The following is a 25,392-nucleotide window of genomic DNA, read 5'->3' on the forward strand; positions in this document are numbered from 1 at the left end:
GTCGTTCAGCCTAATTCCGTGTCATAGCGACGCGCGCGCACGGCCGACACCGCTCCCGACGCGTTGATCGCGTAGTGCAGCAACGCCGGCGCGAGCACACTGCCACTACGACGGCGCAGCCACGAGAACAGCACGCCCGCGGCAGAGGTGGCGGCAATGGTTCCGAGAACGGAGTCGCCCGCCGCACGGGCCGGATGAATGTGCCAGAGGCCGAAGAAGATCGGCGACCATCGCGGCGCCACCGCGTCGAACACTCCGCGAAAGATCAACTCCTCGGCGACGACGGTTCCGACGGGGATGCGAAAGAGGATCCACTCGGCGAGGTCGTCGTCCGACGGCCTGACGTTCGCGGCGAGGGCGGGTACCGCCGCGACGACCGCAGCACCGGCGACAGGAACGGCAGCAGCCGCGAGCCCCCATCGCAGTCCCCCGCGCCACGGCCCGAGGGGTGATCGGGTGACGGCAGCCAGCGACACCCCGAACGCTGCGTTCACCACGGCCCGACGGCGGGGCGACAGACCCAGCGCAGGCACGACGACCGTGCTCCAGGCCGTCGTCGCGGCCCCCAAGAGGCCGGCCCTCACTTCTCCGGACCGTCGCGGCCGGCGAACTTGTCCATGACCGCGCGGACCTTCTCGGTGTCCTCGGCCGTCCAGCCCTCGGGCGCGGCGACCGATACCCAGCCGTCGAGGACGAGGGTTCCGTAGTTGTGGCCGTGTCCGTCCGGCACGCCTGCCGCATTGGTGAGGTCGGCCGCGACCTGCCAGAACGTGACGATCGGGAACCACCGCATGTCGGGTAGACGGTCCGGCCCCGGCGCTTCGGCGAGCCAGTCCGGGCGTTCGAACAGCAGGTCGGGCGACCACCACACCACCGGATCGGACGCGTGCTGCACGTAGAGGACCCGCGGACTGAGCCACGGTTCCGATTCCGGCGGGATGCCGCTGGAGTTGTCGGCGAACCGCACGACGAGGCCGTCGGCGTAGACCGGGCGCACTTCGGGCGTGCCGGGATCGCGTCGCGTCACGAATTGCGACCACAACCGGTTCGCGTTGGGCGGGCCGACCCACAACACGCCGTCGACGCTGTCGCGGATCTCGGCGAGGCCGTCGAACGCACCTTCGCCCGCCTGCGTGCCGAGGCTCTCGCCGTAGACGTACAACCGGGGACGCGTCGCTTCGGGCTCTTGCAGCCAGCGCTGGCGAACCCTGTCGATCAAGGCCTTGCCGGCCTCGGCGGCCTTGTCGCGCTCGGCGAGGAACGAGATCCAACTCGGCAGATACGAGTACTGCGCGGCGACGGTAGCGACGTCGCCGGCGAACATGAGCTCCTCGGCTTCGATCGCCGTCGGGTTGACCCAGCCCGTCCCGGTCGTCGGCACGACGACCAGCGCCTGCCGCTGGAACGCGCCGGTCCGTTCGAGCTCGCGGACGACGATGTCGAGACGTTCGTCCTGGGTGTCCGCGGTCTCGAGGCCCGCGTACGCACGAATGGGCTCGAGCGCGGGCCGGCCGAGACCGTCGGAGATCTCGTCCGCGCTCAGTCCGCTGGACACGAAGTTCCGGCCCTCGAAACCGAGGGTGTCCCACGGCGCCAACGACACCGGGCTACCCGACCGTTCCGGCCGCAGGGGCTGGACAGCGCCGTCGCGAGTTTCGTTGTTCTGCAGGCTGAACACGGAATTGGTGACGTCGGACACCGCCCGCAGCAGTACGCCCTGCACGAGAGCGATGACGAGAACCACGACGAGGACGACGCCGATGACGTTGGCGACCTCGCGCGGCATCTTGACGATCTTGTTGACCTGACGCGCCACGAAGCGCACCAAATCGCGGAGCACGCGCATACCGGAGATGAACAGCGCGGCGACGCCGATGCTCAACGCGCCGGTGCGGAAGTAGCCGGTTGTCGTCGTGCCTTCGGCATCCATCAGTGCGGCGAGCTCACGCTGCCAGCCGGCCGAGAGATACAGCATGTACAGCGAGGCGAGAACCGCGATCGGAACGATCGCGAACTTGACGTACAGCTCGACCTTGCGCGGCAGCGGCCACCAGGACTTGCTGCCCAGGAACCACCGACGTACCGCCCACCCGACGACGACGCCGAAGCCGTAGCCGATGGCGGCGTTGATACCACCGATCAGCCCCTGAAACAGCCAGTCGCGCGGCAGCAGCGATGGCGTCAGCGACCAGCAGAAGAACAACGCGCCGAACGCGATTCCGGTGAAGTCGAGTTTCAGCAGCCCCCACAGCCACATGACGAAGGGGTGCTTGTCCGGGGAGGGCACCGACAGTTCGATCGGGAGACGGTAGTGCGAGTGTTCGCGCTCTACCGTGTCGACTGTCCCCTCCGATGCCTCTCCCCCGGACATGGCCTACCCGAAGAGTCTGGGAAGGGTGCCCTCGAAGGTTTCACGGAGCTCGGTCATGGAGACCGAGAACTGACCCTGAACTTCGATGTCGTCCGAGCCTTCGTCGACGACGCCGATGCGTGTCCACGGCAGACCACGGGCGCTGCACATGCCGGTGAAACGGGTCTCCTCGGTGCGCGGCACGGCGACGAGCACGCGGCCGGAGGACTCGGAGAACAGCGTGACGAACGGATCCGCGCCCTCGGGAAGCAGGATGCGGCAACCGGTTTCACCGGCCAACGCGGCTTCGACGACGGTCTGCGCGAGTCCACCCTCGGACAGATCGTGCGCGGCGCTGATCAGGCCGTCGCGCGATCCGGCGAGCAGAATGTCCGCGAGGAGCTGCTCGCGTGCGAGGTCGACCTTCGGCGGCACGCCACCGAGGTGATCGTGCTCGACCTGCGCCCAGATGGAACCGTCGAACTCGTCGTGGGTGTCGCCGAGCAGGATCAGCGTCTCGCCGGGCTCGAGGCCGAGGCCGGTCGGGATCCGGCGGTGGACGTCGTCGATGACACCGAGAACGCCGACGACCGGGGTCGGGAGGATGGCTTCCGAGCCGGTCTGGTTGTAGAAGCTGACGTTGCCGCCGGTGACCGGGATGCCGAGGGTGGCACAGCCGTCGGCCAGACCGCGGACGGCCTGCTGGAACTGCCACATGACACCCGGGTCCTCGGGGGATCCGAAGTTGAGGCAGTTGGTGACGGCCTTCGGGGTCGCACCGGTGACGGCGACGTTGCGGAAGGCTTCGGCCAGTGCGAGCTGAGCACCCTGGTAGGGATCGAGCGCGGTGTAGCGGCCCGACGCATCGGTGGCCAGCGCGATGCCGCGGCCGGACTTCTCGTCGATGCGAATCACACCGGCGTCAGCGTTCTCGGCGAGGACGGTATTCCCGCGGACGTAGCGGTCGTACTGCTCGGTGATGAACTTGCGGCTGCACAGCTGCGGCGAACCGATCATCTTCAGGAGCGTGGCCTTCAACTCGTCCGGCGTCTGCGGACGTGTCAGCGATGCAGTCGAATTCGCGACGAGTGCGTCCTGGGTGTCGGGACGCTGCACCGGGCGGGTGTAGACCGGGCCTTCGTGCGCAACGGTCTTCGGCGGAACGTCGACGACGGTCTCACCGTGCCACGTGATTTCGAGGTGATCGCCGTCGGTGACCTCACCGATGACCGTCGCGAGCACGTCCCACTTCTTGCAGACGGCCATGAACTTCTCGACGTTCTCGGGCGTGACGACGGCGCACATGCGCTCCTGCGACTCGCTCGACAGCACCTCTGCCGGAGTCATTCCGGTGGCGCGCATCGGCACCTGCTCGAGCGCGATGTGCATGCCACCGCTACCTGCGGACGCGAGTTCTGAAGTAGCACAGGACAATCCGGCACCGCCGAGGTCCTGGATACCGACGACGAGCTTGTTCGCGTACAGCTCCAGGCAGGCCTCGATGAGGACCTTCTCGGTGAACGGGTCGCCGACCTGGACGGCAGGAAGCTTCTTTCTGCCGCCTCCGGTTTCGTCGCCGTCGAACGTCTCCGACGCGAGGACGGACACGCCGCCGATGCCGTCGAGGCCGGTGCGCGCACCGAACAGGATGATCTTGTTGCCGACACCCGACGCGAATGCGAGGTGCATGTCCTCGACGCGCATGACGCCTGCGCACAGCGCGTTGAGCAGCGGGTTGCCGGCGTAGGACGCGTCGAACACCGTCTCGCCGCCCACGTTGGGAAGACCGAGGGAGTTGCCGTAGCCGCCGACGCCGGAGACGATGCCGGACAGCACGCGGCGCGTGTCGGGCGCATCTGCAGCACCGAAACGCAGCTGATCCATGACGGCGATGGGACGTGCGCCCATGGCCATGATGTCGCGGACGATGCCGCCGACGCCCGTCGCGGCACCCTGGTAGGGCTCGACGTACGACGGGTGATTGTGGCTCTCGACCTTGAACGTGACGGCCCAGCCGTCACCGACGTCGACGACGCCTGCGTTCTCACCGATACCGGCGAGCATCGACTCACGCATCTCGTCGGTGGTGGTCTCGCCGAAGTACTTCAGGTGCACCTTGGAGGACTTGTACGAGCAGTGCTCGCTCCACATGACGGAGTACATCGCCAGCTCGGCGTCGGTGGGGCGACGGCCGAGAATCTCTTTGATTCGGGCGTACTCGTCGTCCTTGAGTCCGAGTTCCTTGTACGGCTGCGCCACGTCCGGTGTGGCGACTGCGGTTGACACTGTATCGACGGACACGAGGAGTGAGTCCTTCCCTGGAGCGAATTGCCGAGGTCAGTCTATCCGTGCAGGCCGACAGGCTCTAATCAGTGTTCGTCGTTTGTGCGAACATGGCCTGGTGGACATCCCTTTGACCGAGAACGATCTGGACGAAACAGGCGTCATCACGCCGCAGATGGTGGTCAAGGGGGTGGACGTCCCGAAGAAGGCCGTCGTCTGCTTCTTCGCCGAGGTGATCGAGTCCATAGCAGGCGAAGGCAAGGCTCGGGTGCTGTCGATCCTGCGGTCCGAGCACGGCGAACACCCGGTCTACGAGATCGAACGCGCAGGTGAGCGTCTCGCGGTGTTCCATCCGGGCGTCGGTGCGCCGCTCGCCGCCCTGTTTCTCGAAGAAGCGATCGCACTCGGGTGCGAGGAGTTCGTCGCCGTCGGCGGGGCGGGCGCGCTGACCGATCAGCTCGGGATGGGACACGTCATGGTCGTCGACAGCGCCGTGCGCGACGAGGGCACGTCCTTCCACTACCTCCCGCCGGGTCGCGTCGTCGATGCGGATCCCGACGGCGTCGCGCTGCTGCAGCAGGTGCTGACCGAGGCGGGCATCGATCACGTCACCGGTCGGTCGTGGACCACCGACGCGCTGTACCGCGAGACCCGAAGCCGGGTGTCGAGGCGCGTCGACGAGGGGTGTCTGACGGTCGACATGGAAGCGTCGGCGTTCTGTGCCGTCGCGAAGTATCGCGGGGTGCGCTTCGCGCAGTTGCTGTACGCCGGTGACTCGCTGGCGGCCGACTGGGAGCACCGCGGCTGGACCAAAGCGGGCACCGTCCGCGAGCAGTTGTTCTGGCTCGCGGCCGATGCCTGCGTGCGCTTCTGATTCCGCTGGCACCTGGCTTGTCGAGCGAGCACCCTTCTTGCCGAGCTAGCCCCCGAATTCGCGGCTCATGTGGGGTGTTGGCAGTGCAAAAAGGGTGTCAGCTCCCCGAGATTGCTACGCCGCAGGCGCCAGGAACGCCGCCAGTGCATCAGCGTACGCCGTGATGTCCGACGCGCCCATGAGCTCACGTGAGCTGTGCATCGCGAGTTGCGCAGCGCCGACGTCGACGGTCGACAGCCCGGTGCGCGACGCGGTGATCGGCCCGATCGTCGAGCCGCACGGCAGATCGGCGCGGTGGACGTACCGCTGCAGTGGCACGCCCGCCTGATCGCACGCCAGCGCGAACGCGCCTGCACCCGCGGAATCCGTTGCGTACCTGAGATTTTGGTTGACCTTCAGAACCGGGCCACCGCCGAGTTCGATGCGGTGCGCCGGCTCGTGGCGATCCGGATAGTTGGGATGCGTCGCGTGTGCCATGTCGCCCGACGCGCAGATCGAGCCCGCCATCGTGCGCAGGAACTCCTCACGCCCGCCGCCGCGTCCGAGCACGATTCGTTCGAGCACCGTGTTCAGCAGATCCGAGAATGCACCGCGGTCGGACATGCTGCCGACCTCCTCGTGGTCGAACAGCGCAAGCACCGGCGTGACGTCCGTCGGCGCGGCGACCGCTGCGATCAGCGCCTGCGTCCCGGCGTAGCAGGTGCCCTGATTGTCGAGCCGGGGCGCGCTGACCAGCTCGGATCCGACGCCGACGATCGCGCTCGGGGCCAGATCGTGCGTCATCAACTCCCACCCGAGGACGTCGGTCGGTTCGACGCCTTCCAGTGCGGCCACGTAGTCCACGAACGAGCGAGGTGAGTTCCCGACGCCCCAGATCGCGTTGACGTGTCGCTGTGGGTCGAGCGTGACACCTTTGCGGTCCTCGGACAGGTGAATGGCCAGCTGCGGCACGCGCAGAATCGGTTCGTCGACCTTGACGAGCACTTCACGCAGACTGTTGCCGTCGCGCACGCTGAGTCGGCCGGAGATTCCGAGATCCCGATCGAGCCACGAGTTCAGCCAGGCGCCGCCGTACGGTTCGAGCCCGACCATCTGCCACCCCGCCGACTCGAGGTCCGGGTTCTGCTTCACACGGAGGTTGGGGCTGTCGGTGTGTCCGCCGACGATCCTGAACGGGCCGTCAGCGTGAGTACTCCAGGCCACGAGGGACCCACCGCGGATCAGGTAGTACTTCCCCGGTTCCGTCGGCCATGCCTCGGTCTCCTCGACACGGACGAATCCGACCTCCTCGAGCTGTACCGACACCGTCCGGCACACATGGAAAGGCGACGGAGAGACGTCGACGAAATTGCACAGACCGGCAGCAGTGGCGTTGGAGGACATGGGAACCATTGTGTCAGCCACTGCGTCGAACAGGACAAGACCACATCGACAGTCGGGGGATGACATGAATTACCTTGCGCAACAACCTTTTACCGCTACATCTGTCGCGATCATCCGAATGAAGGTGATCGCCGCGTGCAAGAGCCGCGGGGTCGAGGTGACGACGATCGACGGGATGACGTTGAGAATGGAATCGGGATTCACGATGGGACTGCACAACCTGGTGCAGCGGTGCAGTGTCAACGATCGCCGACATTGGGACGACATGATCGAGTTCCACGTGACGACGACGCTCGAGACGCAACGTCTTTCGAACCCCGAATACCTTCTCAACATGCCCGACGACGAGTTCTACATGCGTCTTCGTGAACGAGTGGTTCCACCCGAGATCTTGTCGATCATGAACGAGTACTCGTACTCCAGCCCGTTGGTCGACGCGCCCGGTTCGCCACGGCGGGTACTCAACCTGTCGTTTCCGAACCTGGCCCTGAACGTGGCAGACCGGTATCTCGCCAACCGAGATCTGTCTGCCGCGTGGGCGTTCGGCCGCGAGAACACCGCGGCCGTGAAGTTCGAGACGTACGAGAGCATGCTGAAAGACGACGTCGCCGTCGAGGTTCGGCGTGGCGATTCGATCTATCTGGCGTCCAAGGTGGCGAACATGCCGCGCTTCCTCGCTGACGAACTGGGTGACGCCCCGTTCGGCGTTCTGTTCGCCGTACCGAGCGCATACGAGATCGACTGCCACCGCCTACGCTCGCACGACGAAGCACAACGCGCCGCGGACCTGCTGCTCGAGCTCGCGGTCATGCTGTCGACCGACACCCCGAGCCAGCTTTCGAGCGAGGTGTTCTTCTGGCGCGACGACGAGTACTGCCAGGTGTCCCGCAACGGCGTCCTCGAGCCGACCGGGCATTTCGACGACACGCTGCGTGAACTTGCCGACGGCTAGTGCGTTCCGGACACGCAGAACAGGTTGCCGTCGGGATCTGCCAGGGTGACCCACCGGAAGTCGCCCATCGTGTGCTGTTCCACCTCGGACGCACCCGCCTCGACGAGCCTGACCAACTCACCGTCGAGATCGGACGTCGTCAGATCGAGGTGCATCCGGTTCTTGCCCGGTGTCGGGTCGTCGACCTTCTGGAAAGCCAGTCGATACGGCACGGCCGGGAGCGCGACGATGTAGAACCAGCCGTCGTTCTCCTGCTCGATGTTCCCTCCCGTCTGCTCAGCCCACCAGCGCGCGAGCGGGCCGGGGTTCGAGGAGTCGAGCGTGATCATCGCCGGAGTCAGTGTCATGGCCGGAGACTATCTCCGGCCACCGACACCATGTTTGTCAGGCGTTGACGACCGCGTCGAGAGCCGAGTAGAAGATGCCGAGACCGTCGTCGCTCGGGCCCGTCAGGGGCTCGGTGGCGTGCTCGGGGTGCGGCATCAGTCCGACGACGCGGCCGTTGGGCGAGCAGATGCCCGCGATCTCGCGCTGCGAACCGTTCGGGTTGGATCCGCTGTAGCGGAACACGACTCGGCCTTCGCCCTCGAGCTCGTCGAGCACGTTCTGCGGCGCCTGGTAGCGGCCCTCGGCGTTCTTGACCGGGATCAGGATCTCGGCGCCGACGTCGTAGCGCGACGACCACGCGGTGTCGGTGTTCTCCACCTTCAGCCACTGGTCGCGGCACACGAAATGCAGCGCTTCGTTGCGGGTGAGCGCGCCGGGAAGGAGACCGACCTCGCACAGGACCTGGAAACCGTTGCAGATGCCGAGCACGGGCATACCGCCCTGAGCTGCGGTGACGACCGATTCCATGACCGGCGCGAATCGAGCGATGGCACCCGCGCGCAGGTAGTCACCGTAGGAGAAGCCGCCGGGCACGACGATGGCGTCGACACCCTTCAGGTCGGCGTCGGCATGCCACAGGCTGACGGGCTCACCGCCGGCGAGCGAGACTGCGCGCGATGCGTCGACGTCGTCGAGGGTTCCGGGGAACGTGATTACACCGATGCGAGCGCTCATGCGAGACGGGTGACCTTCCAGTCCTCGATCACCGTGTTCGCGAGAAGCGACTCGGCGATCTTCTCGAGCTCGGCGTCGTCGACGCTGTCGTCGACCTCGAGCTCGAAACGCTTGCCCTGACGCACGTCGGACACTCCGGCGACGCCCAGCCGACCCAGCGCACCCGCGATGGCCTGACCTTGCGGATCGAGAATTTCGGCCTTGGGCATGACATCGACAACTACTCGGGCCACGAGGAAGCTCCTAGGAAAAGATGTTTACCGGCGGAAGAGAGTTTACGCAGGCACTGCGACAGTCGCGAAACTGCGCATATGTTGAGTACATGCGACTGACACACTTCGGGCATTCCTGTGTACTCGTCGAACTGAACGGCACGACCGTGCTCTTCGACCCCGGTAACTTCTCCCACGGGTTCGAGGGCATCACGGGTCTCGACGCCATCCTCGTCACCCACCAGCATCCGGACCACGTCGATCTCGAGCGGCTTCCTGCTCTGCTGCAAGACAATCCGGGTGCCGCGCTGTACGCCGATCCGATGACGACGTCTCAGCTCGGTGAGCGCTGGACGGCCGCGCACGCGGGCGACGTCTTCTCGATCGGCGGCATCCAGGTCACCGGCGTCGGCGGCACGCACGCGGTGATTCATCCCGAGCTTCCCGTGATCGACAACACGGGCTATCTCCTCGGCACACCCGAGAATCCCGGTCAGCTTCTGCATCCGGGCGACTCGTTGTTCGTGCCGGAACAGAAGGTCGACGTGCTGGCGCTCCCGACGGCAGCGCCATGGTCGAAGCTCTCGGAGAACGTCGAGTTCCTGCGTGCGGTCGCGCCGCGGGCGGCATTCCCGATCCATCAGGCGGTCGTCGCCGAGCAGGCACGCGGCATCTACTACGGACGGTTCACGGATATGGCCGACGACGCCACCGAGTTTCGTACGTTCGACGCCGAGACCAGCGTCGAGATCTAGCCCACGTGCGCGCGAATGTACAGCCCTCTGTACATTCGCGCGCACGGGGCCGTCAGGCCGCCCGGCGAATCCGGCGCACGTGCTCGTACACGGCAGGCTCGGCGCCGCTGTACAACGCGAGATCGACCGCGTCGAGCATCGCCTGATGCGGCCCACTACGGCCCAATTGCTTTGCGCTGACCGACAAGCGGATCAGGCCGTCACGTCGCGCGGTGCGGCCGGCCCCGATGACGAGGGCGCGGCACCACCACGGTTCGGTCTTGAACCCCTCGCCGATGCCGAGAACACGCCCGCGCTGCACGGCCCCGGTCTCGAGGTCGTGGATTGCGCTCACACCGGCGATCATGCGGAACCCGGCGTCGGGCAACGCGGCCACAGCTCCGGGCGAGGCAACCCACCGCGGCGGAGCGAAGACACGCGTGCGCAGTCCGATCTCTTCCATGACGCGATCGGCGGCCATCAGACGCAACCGCGCCTCGTGACGCGGCAGCGCCGCGAACTCCGCTCGCCGACGCTTCGTCGCAGCCTGGTCGTAGCCGTGCAGCACGATGGCATCACCCCGGTCGCGACGGCTGCGCAGCCAATCCTGCGTCAGCTCGTCCTGCGTCAGACGGTATTTGTCCTTCAGTCGTGGTGCGACGAGAAGCGACATCGCGACACCGCGTTTGTCGAGTTCCTGCGCGAACTCGACAACGTTCTCGCAGGTGTCGTCCCTGATTCCGCTCACCGACACGATCAGTCGTCCAGACATGGCTCGAGCCTCGCACACCAGGGTGAACGAGGCTCGACAGTCGCGTGGCGACAGGCTAAACGGCGATCGTTTCCTTCGGCAGGATCTTGTCGATCGCGGCCAGCACCTCGGGCGCATCGGGTTCGGTGCGAGGACGGAAACGGTTGGTGACGACGCCGTCGGGCGAGATCAGGAACTTCTCGAAGTTCCACTGGATGTCGCCCGCTTCACCGTCGGCGTCGGCAGTCTTGGTGAGCTCGGCGTACAGCGGGTGCCGGTTCTCGCCGTTGACCTCGATCTTCTCCATCATCGGGAAGGTGACGCCGTAGGTGGTGGAGCAGAAACTTTCGATCTCCTCGGCGGTGCCGGGCTCCTGGCCGCCGAACTGGTTGCACGGCACGCCGATGACCGTGAGTCCCTTCGACGAGTACTCGGAGGCCAGCTTTTCGAGGGTGGAGTACTGGGGGGTCAGGCCGCACTTCGACGCGACGTTGACCACGAGGACTGCTCTTCCTGCATATTCATCGAGCGAGGTGGGCGCTCCGCCCAACGTGTTGATGCCGATGTTCTGGACTTCAGTCATGCCCCGAACCTACCTGTGCGTTACCGCAAAAGGAGAACGACCCCGCTTGTAAGCGGGGTCGTTCTCCTGTTCTACCGAACCGGGCGCCGGGGGGATTCGGCAGCACCCGGCAGCTCTCACGCCTTCGCAGGCTCCTTCTGGAGGGACGGACGGTCGTCCTCGGGCAGATGGTCGTCGACCATCGTTGCCTCGTCGAACGGCAGGCCGCCGTCGAGGACGGTCTTGACGCGGGAGGCGTCGACGGTCTTGGTCCAGGTGCCGATGAGCAGGGTCGCGACGGCGTTTCCGGAGAAGTTCGTGACCGCGCGGGCCTCGGACATGAACCGGTCGATGCCGACGATGAGGCCGACGCCGTCGAGCAGCTCGGGGCGGTGGCTCTGCAGGCCGCCTGCCAGCGTGGCCAGACCGGCACCGGAGACTCCGGCCGCACCCTTCGACGCGATGATCATGAACAGCAGCAGCGAGAACTGCTCCGGGATCGACAGCGGCATGTTCATGGCGTCGGCGATGAAGATCGACGCCATCGTCAGGTAGATCGCCGTGCCGTCGAGGTTGAACGAGTAGCCGGTCGGAACCACGATGCCCACGGTGGTGCGCTCGACGCCGACGTGCTCCATCTTGGCAATCAGACGCGGCAGAGCCGACTCGGACGACGACGTCGCAACGATCAGCAGGTATTCGCGAGCCAGGTACTTGACCAGCTTGAAGATCGAGAAGCCGGAGACGAAGCGCAGGATAAGGCCGAGGAACCCGAACACGAAGATGAAGCACGTGATGTAGAAGGCGAGCATGAGCGTGCCGAGCTGGATGACCGCGTCGAATCCGGTCTTGCCGACGACGCCGGCGATGGCTCCGAAAGCACCGATCGGGGCGACCCACAGGATCATCGTCAGGACACGGAAGACCAGCTTCTGCACCGCGCCGATGCCCTTGAGAATGCCTTCGCCCGACTTGCCCATGGCCTGCAGCGCGAAGCCGACGAGGATGGCGACGAACAGGGTCTGCAGCACACTGCCCGACGTCAGCGACGACAGCAGCGTCTCCGGAATGATGCCTGCGATGAAGTCCATCGTGCCGCCGGCCTCGTGCGCAGCGTTCGCGTACTGGTCACCGGAACCGCTGCTGGGGATATCGAGGCCGGTACCCGGCTGAATCAGGTTCCCGACGACCATGCCGACCGCGAGGGCGATCGTGGACATCGCGATGAAGTAACCGAGGGCGAGGCCACCGACCTTGCCGACGCTGGCCGCGGCACGCACCGATCCGATGCCGAGGACGATGGTGCAGAAGATGACCGGGCTGATCATCATCTTGATCAAGCTGACGAACAGAGTTCCGAGTACTGCGAGCTCGACCGCGAAGTCCTTCGCAGTCAGGCCGACGATGACGCCGCCGACGACGGCGATGATGACCGCGATGTAGAGCCAATGCGTCTTGTCGCGCTTCTTCTTGGGTTCGGGAACCGGGTTGCGGCTTCCGTCAGCATCGATGCTGGTAGTCATGGGTATGTCCTTTGTGACTAATGGAGTGAGTTGGATCACGCCTTGCTAGAGGACGATGGTGGTCGAAGCCGTGACCGATGTCACGAATACGTTCATTCTGTTCACAGGTTCGAGTTACGAAAGAAGGCACCGCACGTGGCCAAGCGCCCGACGAGCGTCGCAGGGCAGGTTCTGGTCCTGCAATTGGTCGTCATGGCCGTCGTCGTTCTCGCGGGCGGCGTGCTGACGGTCGTCCACGAGCGCTCGAACAGCGACGACGCGACCCGGCGCGAGGTCGTCGCGATCGCCGCGAGCATCGCGAACGAGCCGTCGACGGCGGAGGCCATCTTGTCGAACGACCCGACCGGCCGATTGCAGCCCGAGACCGAGAAGATCCGCGGCGTCACCGGCGTGGACTTCATCGTCGTCATGGCGCCGGACCGCACGCGGTTCACGCACACCACCGTCGACCTGATCGGCAAACCGTTCAGCGGGAACATCGACCGGGCGCTGCAGGGCGAGACGTTCACCGAGACCTACGTGGGTTCGCTCGGCCCGTCGATCCGGGCGGTGACGCCGGTGACCGACTCCGCGGGCACGATCGTCGGACTGGTGTCGGCCGGAGTCACACGGGCCAAGATCAGCGACCAGTTCTTCCAGGGCCTACCGCTGATCGTCGGGGTCGTCGTCGCTGCGTTCGTCGTCGCGACTGTCGGGTCCGTTCTGCTCGCGAGAAGGTTACGACGCCAGACCCTCGGGCTCGCTCCCGACGAACTGCGCTCGATGTACGAGCATCACGACGCCGTGCTGCACTCGATCAGCGAGGGCCTCGTCGTGTTCGGCCGCAAGAACAGCGCAGAGATCGTCAACGACGAGGCGCGACGGCTCCTCGATCTTCCCGACGGCCCGGTCCACCGAACCGATCTCCCGGAATCGTTGCAGCAGATGAAGTCCGGAACCGTGCACGGCGAGCTCCACGTCACCGAGAACCGGATACTCGTCGTCAACCAGGACCCCGTGATGTGGGAGGGTCATCGTCTCGGAGACGTCCTGACCGTCCGAGATCGCACCGAACTGCAGGGCGTCATGGGTGAGCTCGACTCGGTGCGCAGTTTCGCGGAGTCGTTGCGCTCGCAGGCGCACGAGTCGGCGAACCGCCTGCACACCGTCATCACGATGGTCGAACTCGGGCGGCCGCAGGAAGCCGTCGAATTCGCGACGGCCGATCTCGAACTCTCGCAGCATCTGATCGACCGGCTGATGACGGCAGTGAGCGAACCCGCCCTCGCGGCGTTACTCCTCGGCAAGGTGAGCCAAGCCGCCGAGCAGGGCGTGGAGCTGTCGATCACCGAGGACACGGCGCTCGATCACGCGGGTTCGGTGACGCCTCGCGAATTGGTCACGCTGGTGGGCAATCTGATAGACAATGCAATCGATGCGTCGAAGGAAGCCGAACAACCGTGGGTCGAAGTGACCGTGCGCGATTCGGCGTCCGAACTACTCGTGCGAGTCTCCGACAGCGGGCCGGGAATGCCCGCCGACGTTCTCGAAAGAGCGCTGACGCGAGGCTATTCCACCAAGTCCGGGTCGCGCGGTCTCGGCCTCGCGCTCGTCACCCAGGTCGTGCGTCGCTATCACGGCGCGCTGACGTCCGAAATCACGTACGGGTCGGTGCTGACGGCGCGTATTCCACTGGACCGGCCCGCATGATCCGGGTGCTGATCGTCGAGGACGAGGTTCTGATTGCCGAGGCACACAAGAACTACGTCGAACGCGTGCCCGGGTTCACGGTCGTCGGCATGGCGCATACCGGACAGGCGGCCTTGAAAGCCGCCACCGAGGCCGAGGAGCCCGTCGACCTCGTGCTCCTGGACATCGGCCTGCCCGATTCCAACGGCATCGACGTCGCCGCCGCTCTGGGTGGTCTGCGGCCGAGCCCCGACGTCATCGCGATCACGTCGGAGCGAGATCTGTCCGTGGTGCGGTCGGCCGTCGCGCACGGCGTCGTGCTGTATCTACTGAAGCCGTTCACGTTCGCGGCGTTTCGCGACAAGCTCGAACGCTATCGCGAGTTCCACGACGCGTTGCCTGCGGGTGAGAACGCGGCGAGCCAGCGCGACATCGACCGCGCGATGTCCCGTCTCCGCACGGCAGACGAGCGGGCGTCGTCACCGAAAGGCATTGCGCCACAGACAATGGACGGCGTCACCGCCATCGTCCGTGACGCGCCGGGTGGCTTGAACGCGTCCGAGGCCGCCAAGCTCGTCGGCGTCTCACGCGTCACGGCGTGGCGCTATCTCGAACGCCTCGCCGACGACGGCCTCGTCACGCGCAACACGGAATACGGCCGCGCCGGACGCCCGCAGGTGCGGTACGTCTGGCGGTAGGCGGCTTCGCCGCACGTGCACGAAAATACATAGAGGGCTATGCGTTTCTATGCACGTGCGCCGGAGGCGCTTACGATCCAGGCGTACTCGAACGCCGCTTCCTTCCACTTCTCGTAACGCCCGCTGACGCCGCCGTGACCCGCGCTCATCTCGGTCTTCAGTAGCAGCTCCGAGTCACCGGTCTTCGTCGCGCGCAGCGCCGCAACCCATTTCGCCGGCTCGACGTACAGCACACGGGTGTCGTTGATCGACGTGATCGCGAGAATCGACGGGTAGTCCTTGGCTTCGACGTTCTCGTAGGGGCTGTACGACTTCATGTACTCGTACACCTCCTTGTCCGCCAACGGATTTCCCCACTCGTCCCATTCGATGACCGTCAGCGGCAGCGACGGGTCGAGGATCGACGTCAGCGGATCGACGAACGGCACGTTCGCCAGGATGCCGTTGAACAACTCGGGAGCGAGGTTGGCGACGGCACCCATCAGCAGTCCTCCCGCGCTCCCGCCGTCGGCGACCAGATGTTCCGGCGACGTACGTCCGGTGGAGATCAAATGCTGTGCCGCGGAGACGAAATCGGTGAACGTGTTCTTCTTCGTCAGCGTCTTGCCGTTGTCGTACCAGTGCCGGCCCATCTCGCCGCCGCCTCGGACATGCGCGACGACGAACACGATGCCGCGGTCCAGTAGCGACAGCCGCGCCACCGAGAACGCCGGATCCATCGACGCCTCGTACGAGCCGTAGCCGTACAGCAGCGTCGGCGCGGGGCCGTCGGGCACGTCCTTGCGGCGCACGATCGACAGCGGTATCCGCGTGCCGTCCGACGCGACCGCCCAATCCCGTTGCTGCACATAGTTCGACGCGTCGAAGTCACCGAGTACTGGCTGCGACTTGCGGAGCAACAGCTCCTTTGTCGACAAGTCGTAGTCGTACACCTGTCCGGGCGTGATGAACGACGTGTACGCCAATCGCAGCAGAGGCTGCGTCCATTCCGGGTTCGATCCCGATCCGACGGCGTAGAGCTCCTCGTCGAATTCGAGCTCGTGGTACGTGCCGTAGCCGGTGGAGTCGAGCGGCCAGACAGCCAGACGCGTCAGCGCTTCCCGGCGGTAACCGAGTACGAGATGATCGGCGTAGGCGTCGACGTCCTCGAGCCGGACGTCGGCGCGGTGCGCAACGAGCGTCGTCTGCTGCGTCGGGTCGTCGACGGGTGCGTCGGCGAGGATGAAGTTCTCGGCTTTGGCTCCGTCGGTGCCCCACCCGTTCACGGATCCGTTGTGCAGGACGAGGAATCGATCCTCGCCCTTCACGACGGCGTGCTCGATGCTGTACTCGACGCCGTCGACGCGCGGGAGCACGACGCGGAATTCACCCTCGGGGTTGTCGGATTCGAGGACGAGGCATTCGGACGTGATCTTCGAGCCGACCCAGATCATCAGGTACTTCTCGCTGCGCGTCGATCCGAAGCCGACCCAGTAGCTCTCGTCCGGCTCGTGGAAGACCGTGACGTCCTCGTCGGTCGACGTCCCGAGCTTGTGGCGCCACACCGTGTCGGGCCGCCACGACTCGTCGACGGTCTGATAGAAGACGTAGCTGTGGTCGAACGACCAGGTCGCGCCGGGTGCTGTCTTCTCGATGACGTCGGGCAGCATCTCGCCGGTACGAAGATCCTTGAACCGCATCGTGTAGCGCTCGTCGCCCTCGACGTCCACCGAGAAGGCCAGCAGGTTGCCGTCGCGGCTGATGGAGAACGCGCCGAGCGCGAAGAACGAGTGCCCTTCGGCTTCGACGTTGGCGTCGAGCAGGACCTGCTCGCCTGGCACGTTGTCGGACAGTGAAGGCGGCGTCCAGTCGTCGGGAGAGTCGACGGGACAACGGCATTGGAGGCCGTACGACTTGCCCTCCTGCGTGCGGGAGTAGTACCACCAGTCCCCCATGCGCGTCGGCACGGACAGGTCGGTCTCCTGGGTGCGTGACTTGATCTCGTCGAAGATCGCCTGGCGCAACGGTTCCAGACCGGCGGTCTGCTGCTCGGTGTACGCGTTCTCGGCTTCGAGGTAGGCGATCACTTCGGGATCGTCCTTGTCGCGCAACCATTCGTAGTTGTCGACGAAAGTGTCACCGTGGTGCGTCCGCTCGTGCGGAACCTTCTTGGCGACGGGAGGAACGAGTGTCACGGGTGTACCCAATCGTCGAAGTTCAGGCCCGAGATGCGTTCGTAGGCCTCGATGTATCGTGCGCGGGTCGCCGTGACGACGTCGTCCGGCAGGGCCGGAGGCGGAGTGTCGCCGTGGCGGTCCCATCCGGACTCACCCGTCAGCCAGTCGCGGACGAACTGCTTGTCGAAGCTCGGCTGCACCTTGCCCTCCTCGTAACCGTCGGCGGGCCAGTAACGTGAGGAGTCCGGAGTCAGAACCTCGTCGGCCAGAACGAGATTGCGGTCCGCATCGAGACCGAACTCGAACTTGGTGTCCGCGAGAATCACGCCGCGGTCCAATGCGAAATTCGCTGCACGCGTGTAGATCTCGAGGGTGTCCTCACGCAGCTTGAACGCGAGTTCTTCCCCGACCTTGTCGACGACGGCCGCGAAGTCCACGTTCTCGTCGTGCTCACCGAGGGCAGCCTTCGCCGCCGGAGTGAAGATCGGTTCGTCGAGCTTGCTCGACTCGACGAGCCCTGCGGGAAGCTCGACGCCACACACCGCGCCGGTGCGCTGGTAGTCCGACAGTCCCGATCCGGTCAGATATCCGCGGGCGACGCACTCGATCGGCACCATCTCGAGCCGCTTGACGACGAGAGCCCGTCCGAGAAGTTCCTCCGGGATGCGTTCGTCGCGAGGGTCCCCGGCAAGATGGTTGACGCCACCCAACTCCTCGAAGAAGAACACGCTCATTGCCGTCAGGACGCGGCCCTTGTCCGGGATGGGTGTCTCGAGAACGTGGTCGTAGGCAGAGATTCGATCGCTGGCGACGAGGAGAAGATGGTCGTCGTCGATGACGTGGAGATCGCGGACCTTACCCCCGGCGAGGTGTTCATAGCTGCTGAGTTGTGGACGCACGAGACCAACCCTATCTGGGTGTGCTCGCACGGTCTGCCCGTGTCGAGGAACAATGGTTGGTGATGGCAACGAACCAAGAAGTGCCCGATGTCGGTTTCCGGTCCGAGCGAGGGCCGATTCTGATCGCCCTGATGCTCAGCACGTCACTCGTCGCGCTCGACTCGACGATCATCGCGACGGCGGTGCTGACGATCGTCGGCGATCTCGGTGGGTTCGGTCAGTTCCCGTGGCTGTTCTCGATCTATCTGCTGGCCCAGGCCGTGTCCGTCCCGATCTACGGCAAGCTGGCCGACCTGTTCGGGCGGAAGAAGGTCATGCTGTGGGGCATCGGGGTGTTCCTTCTCGGATCGATCCTGTGCGGCCTCGCGTGGTCGATGCCCGCCCTCATCGCGTTCCGCGCCGTGCAGGGACTCGGCGCAGGCGCGGTGCAGCCGATGTCCGTGACGATCGCGGGTGACATCTACACGTTGCAGGAACGCGCCAAAGCGCAGGGCTATCTGGCCAGCGTCTGGGCGATGAGCGCGGTCCTGGGGCCCGCACTCGGCGGAATCTTCTCCGAGTTCCTGTCCTGGAGGTGGATCTTCTTCGTCAACATTCCGCTGTGCCTGCTGGCAGGGTGGGTGCTGATTCGGCGCTTCCACGAGGGCGCACTCGACAGAACGAAGCCGAAGATCGACTACGCGGGTGCCGCCCTGCTGACGATCGGCGCCGCCGCGGTGTTGCTCGGCCTTCTCGAAGGCGGCCAGTCGTGGGCGTGGGCGTCACCGATCAGCATTTCCATCTTCGTCGGTGGCGTCGTCGCGCTGGCGTTGTTCACGTGGCAGCAGACGCGCGCCGCCGAGCCGATCCTGCCGCTCTGGGTCTTCACGCGTCGCGTACTCGTCGTCAGCAGTCTCATCTCGCTGCTGGTGGGTGCCATCGTGCTGGGTCTGACCTCGTACGTTCCGACGTTCGTCCAAGGCGTCCTCGGTACCGGTGCCATCGTGGCGGGTTTCGCAGTGGCGACGCTGACGCTGGGATGGCCGATCGCAGCGTCGCTGTCGGGCAGGTTCTATCTGCGCTTCGGGTTTCGCGCGACCGCCATGACGGGTGGAACGATCGCGGTCGTCGGCGCAGGGGCGACCACGCTGGTCGGCTCCGATTCCCCGATCTGGATGATCGCGGCGGTCTGCTTCGTCGTCGGCCTCGGCATGGGTCTCATCGCCAGCCCGACGCTCATCGCCGCCCAGACGAGCGTCGAGTGGGAAGAGCGCGGCGTTGCGACGTCGACGAACATGTTCGCGCGTTCGATCGGAAGTGCCGTCGGAGTCGCGATTTTCGGTGCCGTCGTGAATTCGCGAGTGTCTGGCGACCCGGACCCGGCGCAGCTGTCCGACGCCGTTCATCTGGTCTTCGTGGGTGTCTTCGTGACGGCGGTCGTCATGCTCGCCGCAGCAGCGCTGATGCCCAAGGCGGCTTCGCCGCACGTGCGCGCGAATGTATAGTGCCTTCGGGTCATTCCGCAGGCTCCACTCCCGCCCGCTATACATTTCTACTCACGACCGGTGCACGTACCCGTGCGACACGAATTCGACCGTCAGCACGACGGCCAACGTCTGGGCCAGCAGCAACCCCGTCAGTACGAGGATCTGCACCGCACCTGCTTGAATCGCCGAACCACTGGCCAGCAGCACACCGACGAACGCGCCGGGCAGTGTCACGAGTCCGACGGTTCGCGTCTGGTCCAGGCCGGGCAGCAGCGCGTCGCCAGCCGTCGGCCGGACGACCTCGAGCCGTGATTCTCGTTCGGACAGGCCGAGGCTGAGCGCGGCCTCGACTTCACCGTGACGATCGGTCAACGCGTCGAGCGAGCGTCGCGCAGACAGCGACGTCGCAGTCATCGTGCCGCCGAGGATGATTCCGCCGACGGGAACGATCGCGATACCCTCGGCCGGGACCACGCCGGTCAGGAGGCACAGCGGGACGACGACGCCTATGCCCACCGCGAGTGGAATCGTGAGCCACAGGCCGGAGCGACCTGCTTCCGAGCGCCGGATCGACGTGAACGCTGCGGCCCCGAACATCACCAGCAGTACGAGCAGCGACGACCACAGGTGTGCCAGTGCTGCAGCAAGAATCAGCGAGATCGCTGCCAGTTGTACGAATCCACGCAGCGCAGCCGTCGGAACCGTGGATATCCGCCCGATCGACGACCACCAGTACACCGATGCCGCGAGCAGCACCATGACGACGCACAGAACGGCAAGGGGGAGACCGGGTTCGGCCAGCGAAGAACTCACGCGGGCAATTGTCCCTCGTGCGTGGAAGTCGCCTACAGCCCGACGCGCTCCAGCATCGCGTCGAATTCCTCGCTTGCCTCGGCCTGACTGCGGCCGGCTTCGAGGGCGCCGTTGTACACGGCCAACGCCTCCTCCTGATACTTCTTGTACTTCTCGAGCCACTGTTCGGAATTCACGCGCCAGTAGCCGATGATCTCGAATTGCCGCACGGGATAACCGAGTTCCTTGCGGAAGTACTTGCGCACGACGCGTGACGACGACGCCTCGCCCGCGAACCAGACGTAGCCTTCGCCGTCGGGTAGGGCGTAGTCACGGACGGCGCCCTCGAGCACGCTCGCGCAATCGCCGTTGCCGGAACCGATCCGCCAGTCGTACGTGACGTCGCCCTTGGTCTCGAACTCCTGGATGTCGCCGCGTTCGAGCACCTCGACGATGGCGTGCGCCTTCGCCCCACTGGGCAGTTCCTCGACGATCCGACCCAGCGCGGGCAGTCCCGTCATGTCGGCCACGAGCAACTGCCACTCCGCGGTCTCGGGGAGGTCGTACCAGCAGCGGGGGCGCGTCCACAGCACGACCTGACCGACGGTGGCATTCAACGCCCACGTGGCTGCGACGCCTCCCTCGTGTGCAACGAAGTCGATCACGAGAGTGCCTGTCGCCGAATCGATTCGACGCACCGTGTAGTTGCGGCCGTCGGGCACGGGTTCGACGTCGTGGTACCACCATTGACCGTCGACCTCGGTCATCGCAGGTGGGCGGTCCTCACCGTCTCGCGGGAAGAAGATGGTGACGCATTCGTCGGGCTTGCCGTTGGAGACGTACTGCGCGACGTCGTCGCCGCCGAACGTCACCCGGACCATGTGCGTGGTCAACTGCTCGACCGCGACCACTTCGGCGAAGTAGTAACCCTTGCCCGTCATCGAACCTCGTCTTCGCTAGATCTGCGCGTGTGCATGGTTAGCCTACGCTCACTATCGATGCTCGGTACACGAGCCACGGTCGCGCCGGCATACAGACCCGCCACCAACGCCGTGACAGCCGCGCGACCCTGGTCGTCCTCGAAGAACACGATCTCCCGTACCGGACGACTCTCGACGACGTCGACCACCACAGTGAGGGAATAGTCGCCCGCGACGATCGTCGGCAGTTCCGTCACGTCCGCTTCGACCAGTACGTCGTCGAGGACGTGTTCCGTGCCGACGTGACCCAGCACGCGTTCGACGTCGCCTCGACGGAGCCGGTCGACCAGCACATCCGGCATGCCCGAGTGATCGAGGAGCACGATGCTTGCGCCCAGCCGTTCCAGCGCACAGAACGCGACGGCGAAGTCGACGGCACCGGCTACCAGGACACCCACTCGAGTTCCGTGGTCGACGCCCGAGCGGTGCAGACAGGCGGCGAGATAGTGAGCCGAGTCCGACAACGAGCCGTAGTCGACGGCGTTGCCGTCGGCAATCAGAGCGACGACGTCGTCCGGTGCGTCGTCGAGACACTGTGTCAGCGAGCGACGAACGGCCGTCGTCGGTGCACCGCCGGGATCGTTCACTCCTCGTCCTCACACTCGATGAGCCGCTGTCGACGCATCCGAGTGTGACACATAGGAAAGGCAACCTTAACTTCCGGCGTCATCGCGACGCTCGCGAACGCCATCGAGGTTGAAGCTTGGAGCGTATAGTCGAGGTGTTGCATTTCGCACCGACCTGTCACGACGCATTCGAGGATCCACCCCAGTGTCCACTCCCCTGCCGCCGGTCGACGAGGTCGAGTCCTTTCTCGCCACCTGTTCCGAGATCGAATCGATCACGTTGCGCGACAGAATCTTTGCGACCGATCCCGTGCCCGTCCACGACATGGCAGCGCGCCTTCGTGTCGCCCCGGAACACGCTGTTCGGATCGAACACCGCTCACGCACCCGGGCATTCGACGCGCTTCGACGGCTCCCGAGCCTGCGAGCGCTCGGTGACCGCATCCTGGAGGTCGCCCGTCCCGTCGCCTCCCTGTCTCGCGTCACCCACAAGATTCCCGACACGAATCGCACGATTCCCTCATTGCGTATTCCGATGTGGTCGTTGATCTCTCGGATCGACGATCGCCTGTCCGTCGAATCCGGCTGGGTCTTCTCACCCACGCGCGACGCCGCCCGCGACGAACTCTCCGCCGTCGTCGCCCGCAACTCGACGATCGACGGCATCACGCCTCTCCGCGCCGTCGCCGAGCACTTGGGTATGCCCGCAGCGGAATTGGAGGACTTCGCAGCCGGGTACCGCGTGCTCGACGGCCATCTCGTCCCGCTCGACCTGCCGGTCGCCGGTCAGCTGGCGTCGATCCTGGCGTCGACGGGCACGCCGACGTCCATGCCGGACCTGATGGACCGTATGCAACCGACACGGTCGGCCTCCAGTGTCCGCAACGCCCTCGTGACCGATGCACGATTCGCCAAGACCGACCGCACCCTGTGGGCGCTGACACGCTGGGGTATTCCGCCGTACGTACCCATCCACCGCCAGATCGCGAGCATCGTCGACGACCGCGGCAGCATCGAGATCGACCGCCTCGTCGCGGAGATCACGGGTTCGTACGACGTCAAGGAACAGAGCATCCGAACCTATGCGTCCACAGGCGATTTCGTGACCGAGAACGAGATCGTCACCCGGCGTCGACATTCCTACAAGCCGCGCAAATCGCCGTCGAAAACCAAACACCTGTACCGCGGTCACGGCGTCGTGCGATGGCGTACCACCGTCACGGCAATCCATCGCAAAGGATCGGCGTTCAATCTGCCGTCGGCACTCGCGGCACTGCTGAACGTCGGGCCCGGCACGCCCCGTTCCTTCGACTCTCGGCTCGGTAGTCAGTCGGTCATGTGGGTGTCGGTGCAGGCCCGATCGGGGACGATCAAGCGTTTCGTCGACGATCTGGATCTCACCGAGGGCGAGGAGATCTTCCTCGAGTTCGGCGACGACGGGACCTTCGACGTCGTCAGAGCCGACCTGCCCCATACCGATCCGGCAACCCGAATTCTCGGTCTGATCGGCCGCCGCGCCCGTGACGCCGCCGACGACTCGACGGTTCTGGCCGAGGTCGCCGACGCCGTGTGGCTTCCGAACGACGCGACGCGCGACGAGGTGATGTCGATCTTGTCCTCGCGCAAGGAATTCGAGCTGCGGGGTGCGGTCGAACACCTACCCATCAGCCACGCGTAGCGAATTCCACCACCGTCGATCCCCAACCGAGCGAGCCGAATCGCGGCTCTCCGTAACCACTCTCGGAGACCAGCGCCCGAAGTTCGCTTTCGGTACGTCGGCCTGTGCCGTGCAGACACAGCTGCAGCAGATCGCTTTCGGTGTCGTGATCGTCGGTCGTCGCCGGATCCAGCAGGTCGGTGATGACGACGACCCGCATCGCCGACGCGCCGATCGCGCGTAGCAGCACCTGCGCGTCGGCGTCGGGATGCAGGTCGAGAACGTCGACGACGATGGCCAGATCCACTCGGTCACCCAGGACGGTGAACTCGCTGGCGTCGATACGGACGACGCCGTCGCGACGGGCCTCGGACACGTCGGCGTAGTTTCGCGCATTCATCGCGGGCAGTCCGACCAGGCTGATGCGCAGGTCGGGCCGTAGCCGCGCGAGCGTGTCGGCGTAGACCCCTGCACCTTCACCGTAGATCGCGACGACCTCGACCCCGTCGAAGTCGACGGCATCCGGCAAGGCCGGCGCACGGTACACGGCGCCGAATGCTGCCTCCTCGTGGAAGTCGTCGAGAAAGCCCGGCTCGCGCTGCTTGTCGGCGAAACCGTGCCCGACGGCGGCCGATCCCGTGCGCACCGACTCGAGCAATCCGAGAAACGCCATGTCGAGGCGGGTGTGGATCTTGTCGAAGTGCAATGCCTGGCTCAGGAACGTGTCCTGATCCGCGAGAACGGCACCCGTGTCCGTCAACGCGTACCGACCGTTGTCGACGGTCATCAACCCCATCACCGCGAGGTGCCGGAGCAACTTCGCCGTCGCGCGTTCGTCGGTGGAACATTCGGCAGCGATCGCCTCCGCAGAGTCCGCACCTGCGTCTACCGCAGCGAACACACCGACGGTCACGGCAGTGCGAAGCGCAAGCGGCGGAAGCAGTTCCGACATCTCGTGTACGGCGTCCGCCGGATCGGATTCCACCGCGAGCGGTTCGCGATACCGCCAGTACCCGGCGATCTCGACGAACTGCTTGTCGATCTCGCGATCCTGCTTGGCCCAGCGTCGCAACGGCTTGATCGTCGACGCCTCCCCGGCAACCCACAGATACGGCTGACCGGGCCGCCACTGCGCGCCCTGCACGGTCTCGACGAGGCGCGACCGACCGTCGGCATCCGACCGGTACAACCACGTGATGTCCACGTCCGCAGCAGACTTCAGCTCCTGCCGGTGCGACGGCTCGGCAACCTCGACGACGACGGTCGCCGGCATGTCGGCAGGAAGTTCTTCCAGACAGTGCGCGATGGCCGGCAATGCCGTCTCGTCCCCGGCCACGAGCATCCAGTCCGCACCGATGGGCAACGACGACGAATGCTTCGGTCCCGCAACGAGAATTTTCTCCCCCGGCTGGACGCTGTACGCCCAGTCCGATGCAAGACCTCCCTTGTGCGCGGCGAAGTCGACGACCAGTTCACCTGCCGCCTCGTCGAACCGGCGAACCGTGTAGGTGCGGCTGTACTGGAACGACCCGGCAGGCCAGTCGACGGTTCCGTTGTCGAGGTTGCGCGGAACCTCGAAAGGCAATGCACCCGTGGAAGGGTCGACCGGCAGGAGCTTGATGTCGTCGTCGAACCCGTTGCTCCGCACCGGAGGAAGCTCGACACCGTCTCGCACATGACGATCCAACGACGGACCTCCGAGAACGACGCGACGCATCCCGGGCGTGACGTCCTCCACCGTCAGAACATCGAACTCTCGCATGCAGATCGGAAAGATCTCGACCTCGCGTACGGTCCCCGCCATCGAACTTCCTCTCGTGTGTT

The 25,392-nt window shown here is 65.5% G+C and carries 23 protein-coding genes; 7 read left to right on the forward strand and 16 right to left on the reverse strand.

Features of this window, described 5'->3' with window-relative positions; translation table 11 throughout:
- Positions 1 to 5: 5 nt before the first annotated feature.
- From HQ354_RS14325 to purL, 3 genes are read right to left on the reverse strand one after another with little or no spacing between them, the layout of a single operon-like run.
- Positions 6 to 584 carry a CPBP family intramembrane glutamic endopeptidase gene (locus HQ354_RS14325; protein WP_222634982.1) on the reverse strand — a complete coding sequence of 193 codons (579 nt, stop codon included), beginning with the start codon at positions 582 to 584 and terminating at the stop codon, positions 6 to 8.
- Positions 581 to 2,371, reverse strand: a complete 1,791-nt coding sequence (locus HQ354_RS14330; RefSeq protein ID WP_222634983.1) for an alpha/beta-hydrolase family protein — start codon at positions 2,369 to 2,371, stop codon at positions 581 to 583. Before HQ354_RS14330 ends, HQ354_RS14325 begins: the two co-directional genes overlap by 4 nt.
- Before the next feature lie 3 nt (positions 2,372 to 2,374).
- Positions 2,375 to 4,651 (reverse strand): phosphoribosylformylglycinamidine synthase subunit PurL, encoded by a 2,277-nt coding sequence (purL, locus tag HQ354_RS14335; protein WP_222634984.1) that lies wholly within the window; start codon positions 4,649 to 4,651, stop codon positions 2,375 to 2,377.
- 100 nt (positions 4,652 to 4,751) lie between these two features.
- On the opposite strand from purL, the gene HQ354_RS14340 reads away from it, so the two are divergent.
- Positions 4,752 to 5,507: a nucleoside phosphorylase gene (locus HQ354_RS14340; protein WP_254303487.1), complete on the forward strand. Its 756-nt coding sequence runs from the start codon at positions 4,752 to 4,754 to the stop codon at positions 5,505 to 5,507.
- Between the two features lie 114 nt (positions 5,508 to 5,621).
- Here the strand turns inward: HQ354_RS14340 and HQ354_RS14345 are convergent, their stop codons facing one another.
- Entirely contained in the window at positions 5,622 to 6,899 is a 1,278-nt protein-coding gene (locus tag HQ354_RS14345; protein ID WP_068424930.1) for a M18 family aminopeptidase, read from the reverse strand.
- Between the two features lie 109 nt (positions 6,900 to 7,008).
- Here HQ354_RS14345 and HQ354_RS14350 point away from each other — a divergent pair, with 109 nt between their 5' ends.
- Positions 7,009 to 7,842: a hypothetical protein gene (locus HQ354_RS14350; RefSeq protein WP_174551402.1), complete on the forward strand. Its 834-nt coding sequence runs from the start codon at positions 7,009 to 7,011 to the stop codon at positions 7,840 to 7,842.
- Here HQ354_RS14350 and HQ354_RS14355 read toward each other — a convergent pair.
- The 3 genes from HQ354_RS14355 to purS are packed head-to-tail and all read right to left on the reverse strand — an operon-like array spanning position 7,839 to position 9,137.
- Positions 7,839 to 8,189 (reverse strand): VOC family protein, encoded by a 351-nt coding sequence (locus tag HQ354_RS14355; protein ID WP_068424935.1) that lies wholly within the window; start codon positions 8,187 to 8,189, stop codon positions 7,839 to 7,841. The two genes, HQ354_RS14350 and HQ354_RS14355, sit on opposite strands and share 4 nt — an antisense overlap.
- Before the next feature lie 37 nt (positions 8,190 to 8,226).
- Positions 8,227 to 8,904: a phosphoribosylformylglycinamidine synthase subunit PurQ gene (purQ, locus tag HQ354_RS14360; RefSeq protein WP_068424940.1), complete on the reverse strand. Its 678-nt coding sequence runs from the start codon at positions 8,902 to 8,904 to the stop codon at positions 8,227 to 8,229.
- Entirely contained in the window at positions 8,901 to 9,137 is a 237-nt protein-coding gene (gene purS / locus HQ354_RS14365) for a phosphoribosylformylglycinamidine synthase subunit PurS (RefSeq protein ID WP_068424943.1), read from the reverse strand. Before purS ends, purQ begins: the two co-directional genes overlap by 4 nt.
- A gap of 89 nt (positions 9,138 to 9,226) precedes the next feature.
- On the opposite strand from purS, the gene HQ354_RS14370 reads away from it, so the two are divergent.
- On the forward strand, positions 9,227 to 9,871 hold the full coding sequence (locus HQ354_RS14370) for an MBL fold metallo-hydrolase (RefSeq protein WP_068424945.1): 645 nt from the start codon (positions 9,227 to 9,229) through the stop codon (positions 9,869 to 9,871).
- A 52-nt stretch (positions 9,872 to 9,923) separates the two neighbouring features.
- On the opposite strand, the gene HQ354_RS14375 is transcribed toward HQ354_RS14370, so the two are convergent.
- From HQ354_RS14375 to HQ354_RS14385, 3 genes are all read right to left on the reverse strand, one after another.
- Positions 9,924 to 10,622, reverse strand: a complete 699-nt coding sequence (locus HQ354_RS14375; protein ID WP_068424955.1) for a DUF2334 domain-containing protein — start codon at positions 10,620 to 10,622, stop codon at positions 9,924 to 9,926.
- Between the two features lie 55 nt (positions 10,623 to 10,677).
- Positions 10,678 to 11,184, reverse strand: coding sequence for a glutathione peroxidase (locus HQ354_RS14380; RefSeq protein ID WP_068424957.1), 507 nt, complete (start codon positions 11,182 to 11,184; stop codon positions 10,678 to 10,680).
- Between the two features lie 116 nt (positions 11,185 to 11,300).
- Entirely contained in the window at positions 11,301 to 12,686 is a 1,386-nt protein-coding gene (locus HQ354_RS14385; RefSeq protein ID WP_068424959.1) for a cation:dicarboxylate symporter family transporter, read from the reverse strand.
- A 192-nt stretch (positions 12,687 to 12,878) separates the two neighbouring features.
- Here HQ354_RS14385 and HQ354_RS14390 point away from each other — a divergent pair, with 192 nt between their 5' ends.
- Positions 12,879 to 14,375, forward strand: coding sequence for a sensor histidine kinase (locus tag HQ354_RS14390; RefSeq protein ID WP_084423747.1), 1,497 nt, complete (start codon positions 12,879 to 12,881; stop codon positions 14,373 to 14,375).
- Positions 14,372 to 15,052, forward strand: coding sequence for a response regulator (locus HQ354_RS14395; protein ID WP_068424965.1), 681 nt, complete (start codon positions 14,372 to 14,374; stop codon positions 15,050 to 15,052). The genes HQ354_RS14390 and HQ354_RS14395 overlap by 4 nt, the downstream gene beginning before the upstream one ends.
- 47 nt (positions 15,053 to 15,099) lie before the next feature.
- On the opposite strand, the gene HQ354_RS14400 is transcribed toward HQ354_RS14395, so the two are convergent.
- Both HQ354_RS14400 and HQ354_RS14405 read right to left on the reverse strand, forming a co-directional pair.
- The gene (locus HQ354_RS14400; RefSeq protein WP_222634985.1) at positions 15,100 to 17,226 is read right to left on the reverse strand and encodes a S9 family peptidase; all 2,127 of its coding nucleotides are present in this window, start codon (positions 17,224 to 17,226) and stop codon (positions 15,100 to 15,102) included.
- Positions 17,223 to 18,107 (reverse strand): phosphoribosylaminoimidazolesuccinocarboxamide synthase, encoded by an 885-nt coding sequence (locus HQ354_RS14405; RefSeq protein WP_222634986.1) that lies wholly within the window; start codon positions 18,105 to 18,107, stop codon positions 17,223 to 17,225. Before HQ354_RS14405 ends, HQ354_RS14400 begins: the two co-directional genes overlap by 4 nt.
- 62 nt (positions 18,108 to 18,169) lie before the next feature.
- On the opposite strand from HQ354_RS14405, the gene HQ354_RS14410 reads away from it, so the two are divergent.
- A complete protein-coding gene (locus HQ354_RS14410) occupies positions 18,170 to 19,591 on the forward strand; it encodes an MDR family MFS transporter (RefSeq protein WP_222634987.1) in 1,422 nt (473 codons plus the stop codon).
- Positions 19,592 to 19,642: 51 nt separating this feature from the next.
- Here HQ354_RS14410 and HQ354_RS14415 read toward each other — a convergent pair whose 3' ends face one another.
- The 3 genes from HQ354_RS14415 to HQ354_RS14425 are packed head-to-tail and all read right to left on the reverse strand — an operon-like array spanning position 19,643 to position 21,932.
- Positions 19,643 to 20,386: an ABC transporter permease gene (locus tag HQ354_RS14415; RefSeq protein ID WP_222634988.1), complete on the reverse strand. Its 744-nt coding sequence runs from the start codon at positions 20,384 to 20,386 to the stop codon at positions 19,643 to 19,645.
- A gap of 32 nt (positions 20,387 to 20,418) precedes the next feature.
- A complete protein-coding gene (locus HQ354_RS14420) occupies positions 20,419 to 21,306 on the reverse strand; it encodes a siderophore-interacting protein (RefSeq protein ID WP_222634989.1) in 888 nt (295 codons plus the stop codon).
- Positions 21,303 to 21,932 (reverse strand): AMP-binding protein, encoded by a 630-nt coding sequence (locus tag HQ354_RS14425; protein ID WP_068424978.1) that lies wholly within the window; start codon positions 21,930 to 21,932, stop codon positions 21,303 to 21,305. Before HQ354_RS14425 ends, HQ354_RS14420 begins: the two co-directional genes overlap by 4 nt.
- 184 nt (positions 21,933 to 22,116) lie before the next feature.
- Here HQ354_RS14425 and HQ354_RS14430 point away from each other — a divergent pair, with 184 nt between their 5' ends.
- Positions 22,117 to 23,589 (forward strand): hypothetical protein, encoded by a 1,473-nt coding sequence (locus HQ354_RS14430; protein WP_222634990.1) that lies wholly within the window; start codon positions 22,117 to 22,119, stop codon positions 23,587 to 23,589.
- On the opposite strand, the gene HQ354_RS14435 is transcribed toward HQ354_RS14430, so the two are convergent.
- Positions 23,576 to 25,372 (reverse strand): siderophore-interacting protein, encoded by a 1,797-nt coding sequence (locus tag HQ354_RS14435; RefSeq protein ID WP_167675606.1) that lies wholly within the window; start codon positions 25,370 to 25,372, stop codon positions 23,576 to 23,578. The genes HQ354_RS14430 and HQ354_RS14435 overlap by 14 nt on opposite strands.
- Between the last annotated feature and the right edge of the window lie 20 nt (positions 25,373 to 25,392).

This window comes from Rhodococcus sp. BP-261 (assembly GCF_019835205.1).
Taxonomy (GTDB): domain Bacteria; phylum Actinomycetota; class Actinomycetes; order Mycobacteriales; family Mycobacteriaceae; genus Rhodococcoides; species Rhodococcoides kyotonensis_B.

Excerpts from the sequence above, each read along its gene's own strand:
- HQ354_RS14350 (WP_174551402.1), top strand. The coding sequence starts at position 7,009 with ATGAAGGTGATCGCCGCGTGCAAGAGCCGCGGGGTCGAGGTGACGACG.
- HQ354_RS14385 (WP_068424959.1), bottom strand. The coding sequence starts at position 12,686 with ATGACTACCAGCATCGATGCTGACGGAAGCCGCAACCCGGTTCCCGAA.
- HQ354_RS14435 (WP_167675606.1), bottom strand. The coding sequence starts at position 25,372 with ATGGCGGGGACCGTACGCGAGGTCGAGATCTTTCCGATCTGCATGCGA.
- HQ354_RS14420 (WP_222634989.1), bottom strand. The coding sequence starts at position 21,306 with ATGACGGGCAAGGGTTACTACTTCGCCGAAGTGGTCGCGGTCGAGCAG.
- HQ354_RS14370 (WP_068424945.1), top strand. The coding sequence starts at position 9,227 with ATGCGACTGACACACTTCGGGCATTCCTGTGTACTCGTCGAACTGAAC.
- HQ354_RS14345 (WP_068424930.1), bottom strand. The coding sequence starts at position 6,899 with ATGGTTCCCATGTCCTCCAACGCCACTGCTGCCGGTCTGTGCAATTTC.
- HQ354_RS14375 (WP_068424955.1), bottom strand. The coding sequence starts at position 10,622 with ATGTCTGGACGACTGATCGTGTCGGTGAGCGGAATCAGGGACGACACC.
- purQ (WP_068424940.1), bottom strand. The coding sequence starts at position 8,904 with ATGAGCGCTCGCATCGGTGTAATCACGTTCCCCGGAACCCTCGACGAC.
- HQ354_RS14355 (WP_068424935.1), bottom strand. The coding sequence starts at position 8,189 with ATGACACTGACTCCGGCGATGATCACGCTCGACTCCTCGAACCCCGGC.
- HQ354_RS14380 (WP_068424957.1), bottom strand. The coding sequence starts at position 11,184 with ATGACTGAAGTCCAGAACATCGGCATCAACACGTTGGGCGGAGCGCCC.
- HQ354_RS14390 (WP_084423747.1), top strand. The coding sequence starts at position 12,879 with ATGGCCGTCGTCGTTCTCGCGGGCGGCGTGCTGACGGTCGTCCACGAG.
- HQ354_RS14395 (WP_068424965.1), top strand. The coding sequence starts at position 14,372 with ATGATCCGGGTGCTGATCGTCGAGGACGAGGTTCTGATTGCCGAGGCA.
- HQ354_RS14330 (WP_222634983.1), bottom strand. The coding sequence starts at position 2,371 with ATGTCCGGGGGAGAGGCATCGGAGGGGACAGTCGACACGGTAGAGCGC.
- HQ354_RS14410 (WP_222634987.1), top strand. The coding sequence starts at position 18,170 with ATGGCAACGAACCAAGAAGTGCCCGATGTCGGTTTCCGGTCCGAGCGA.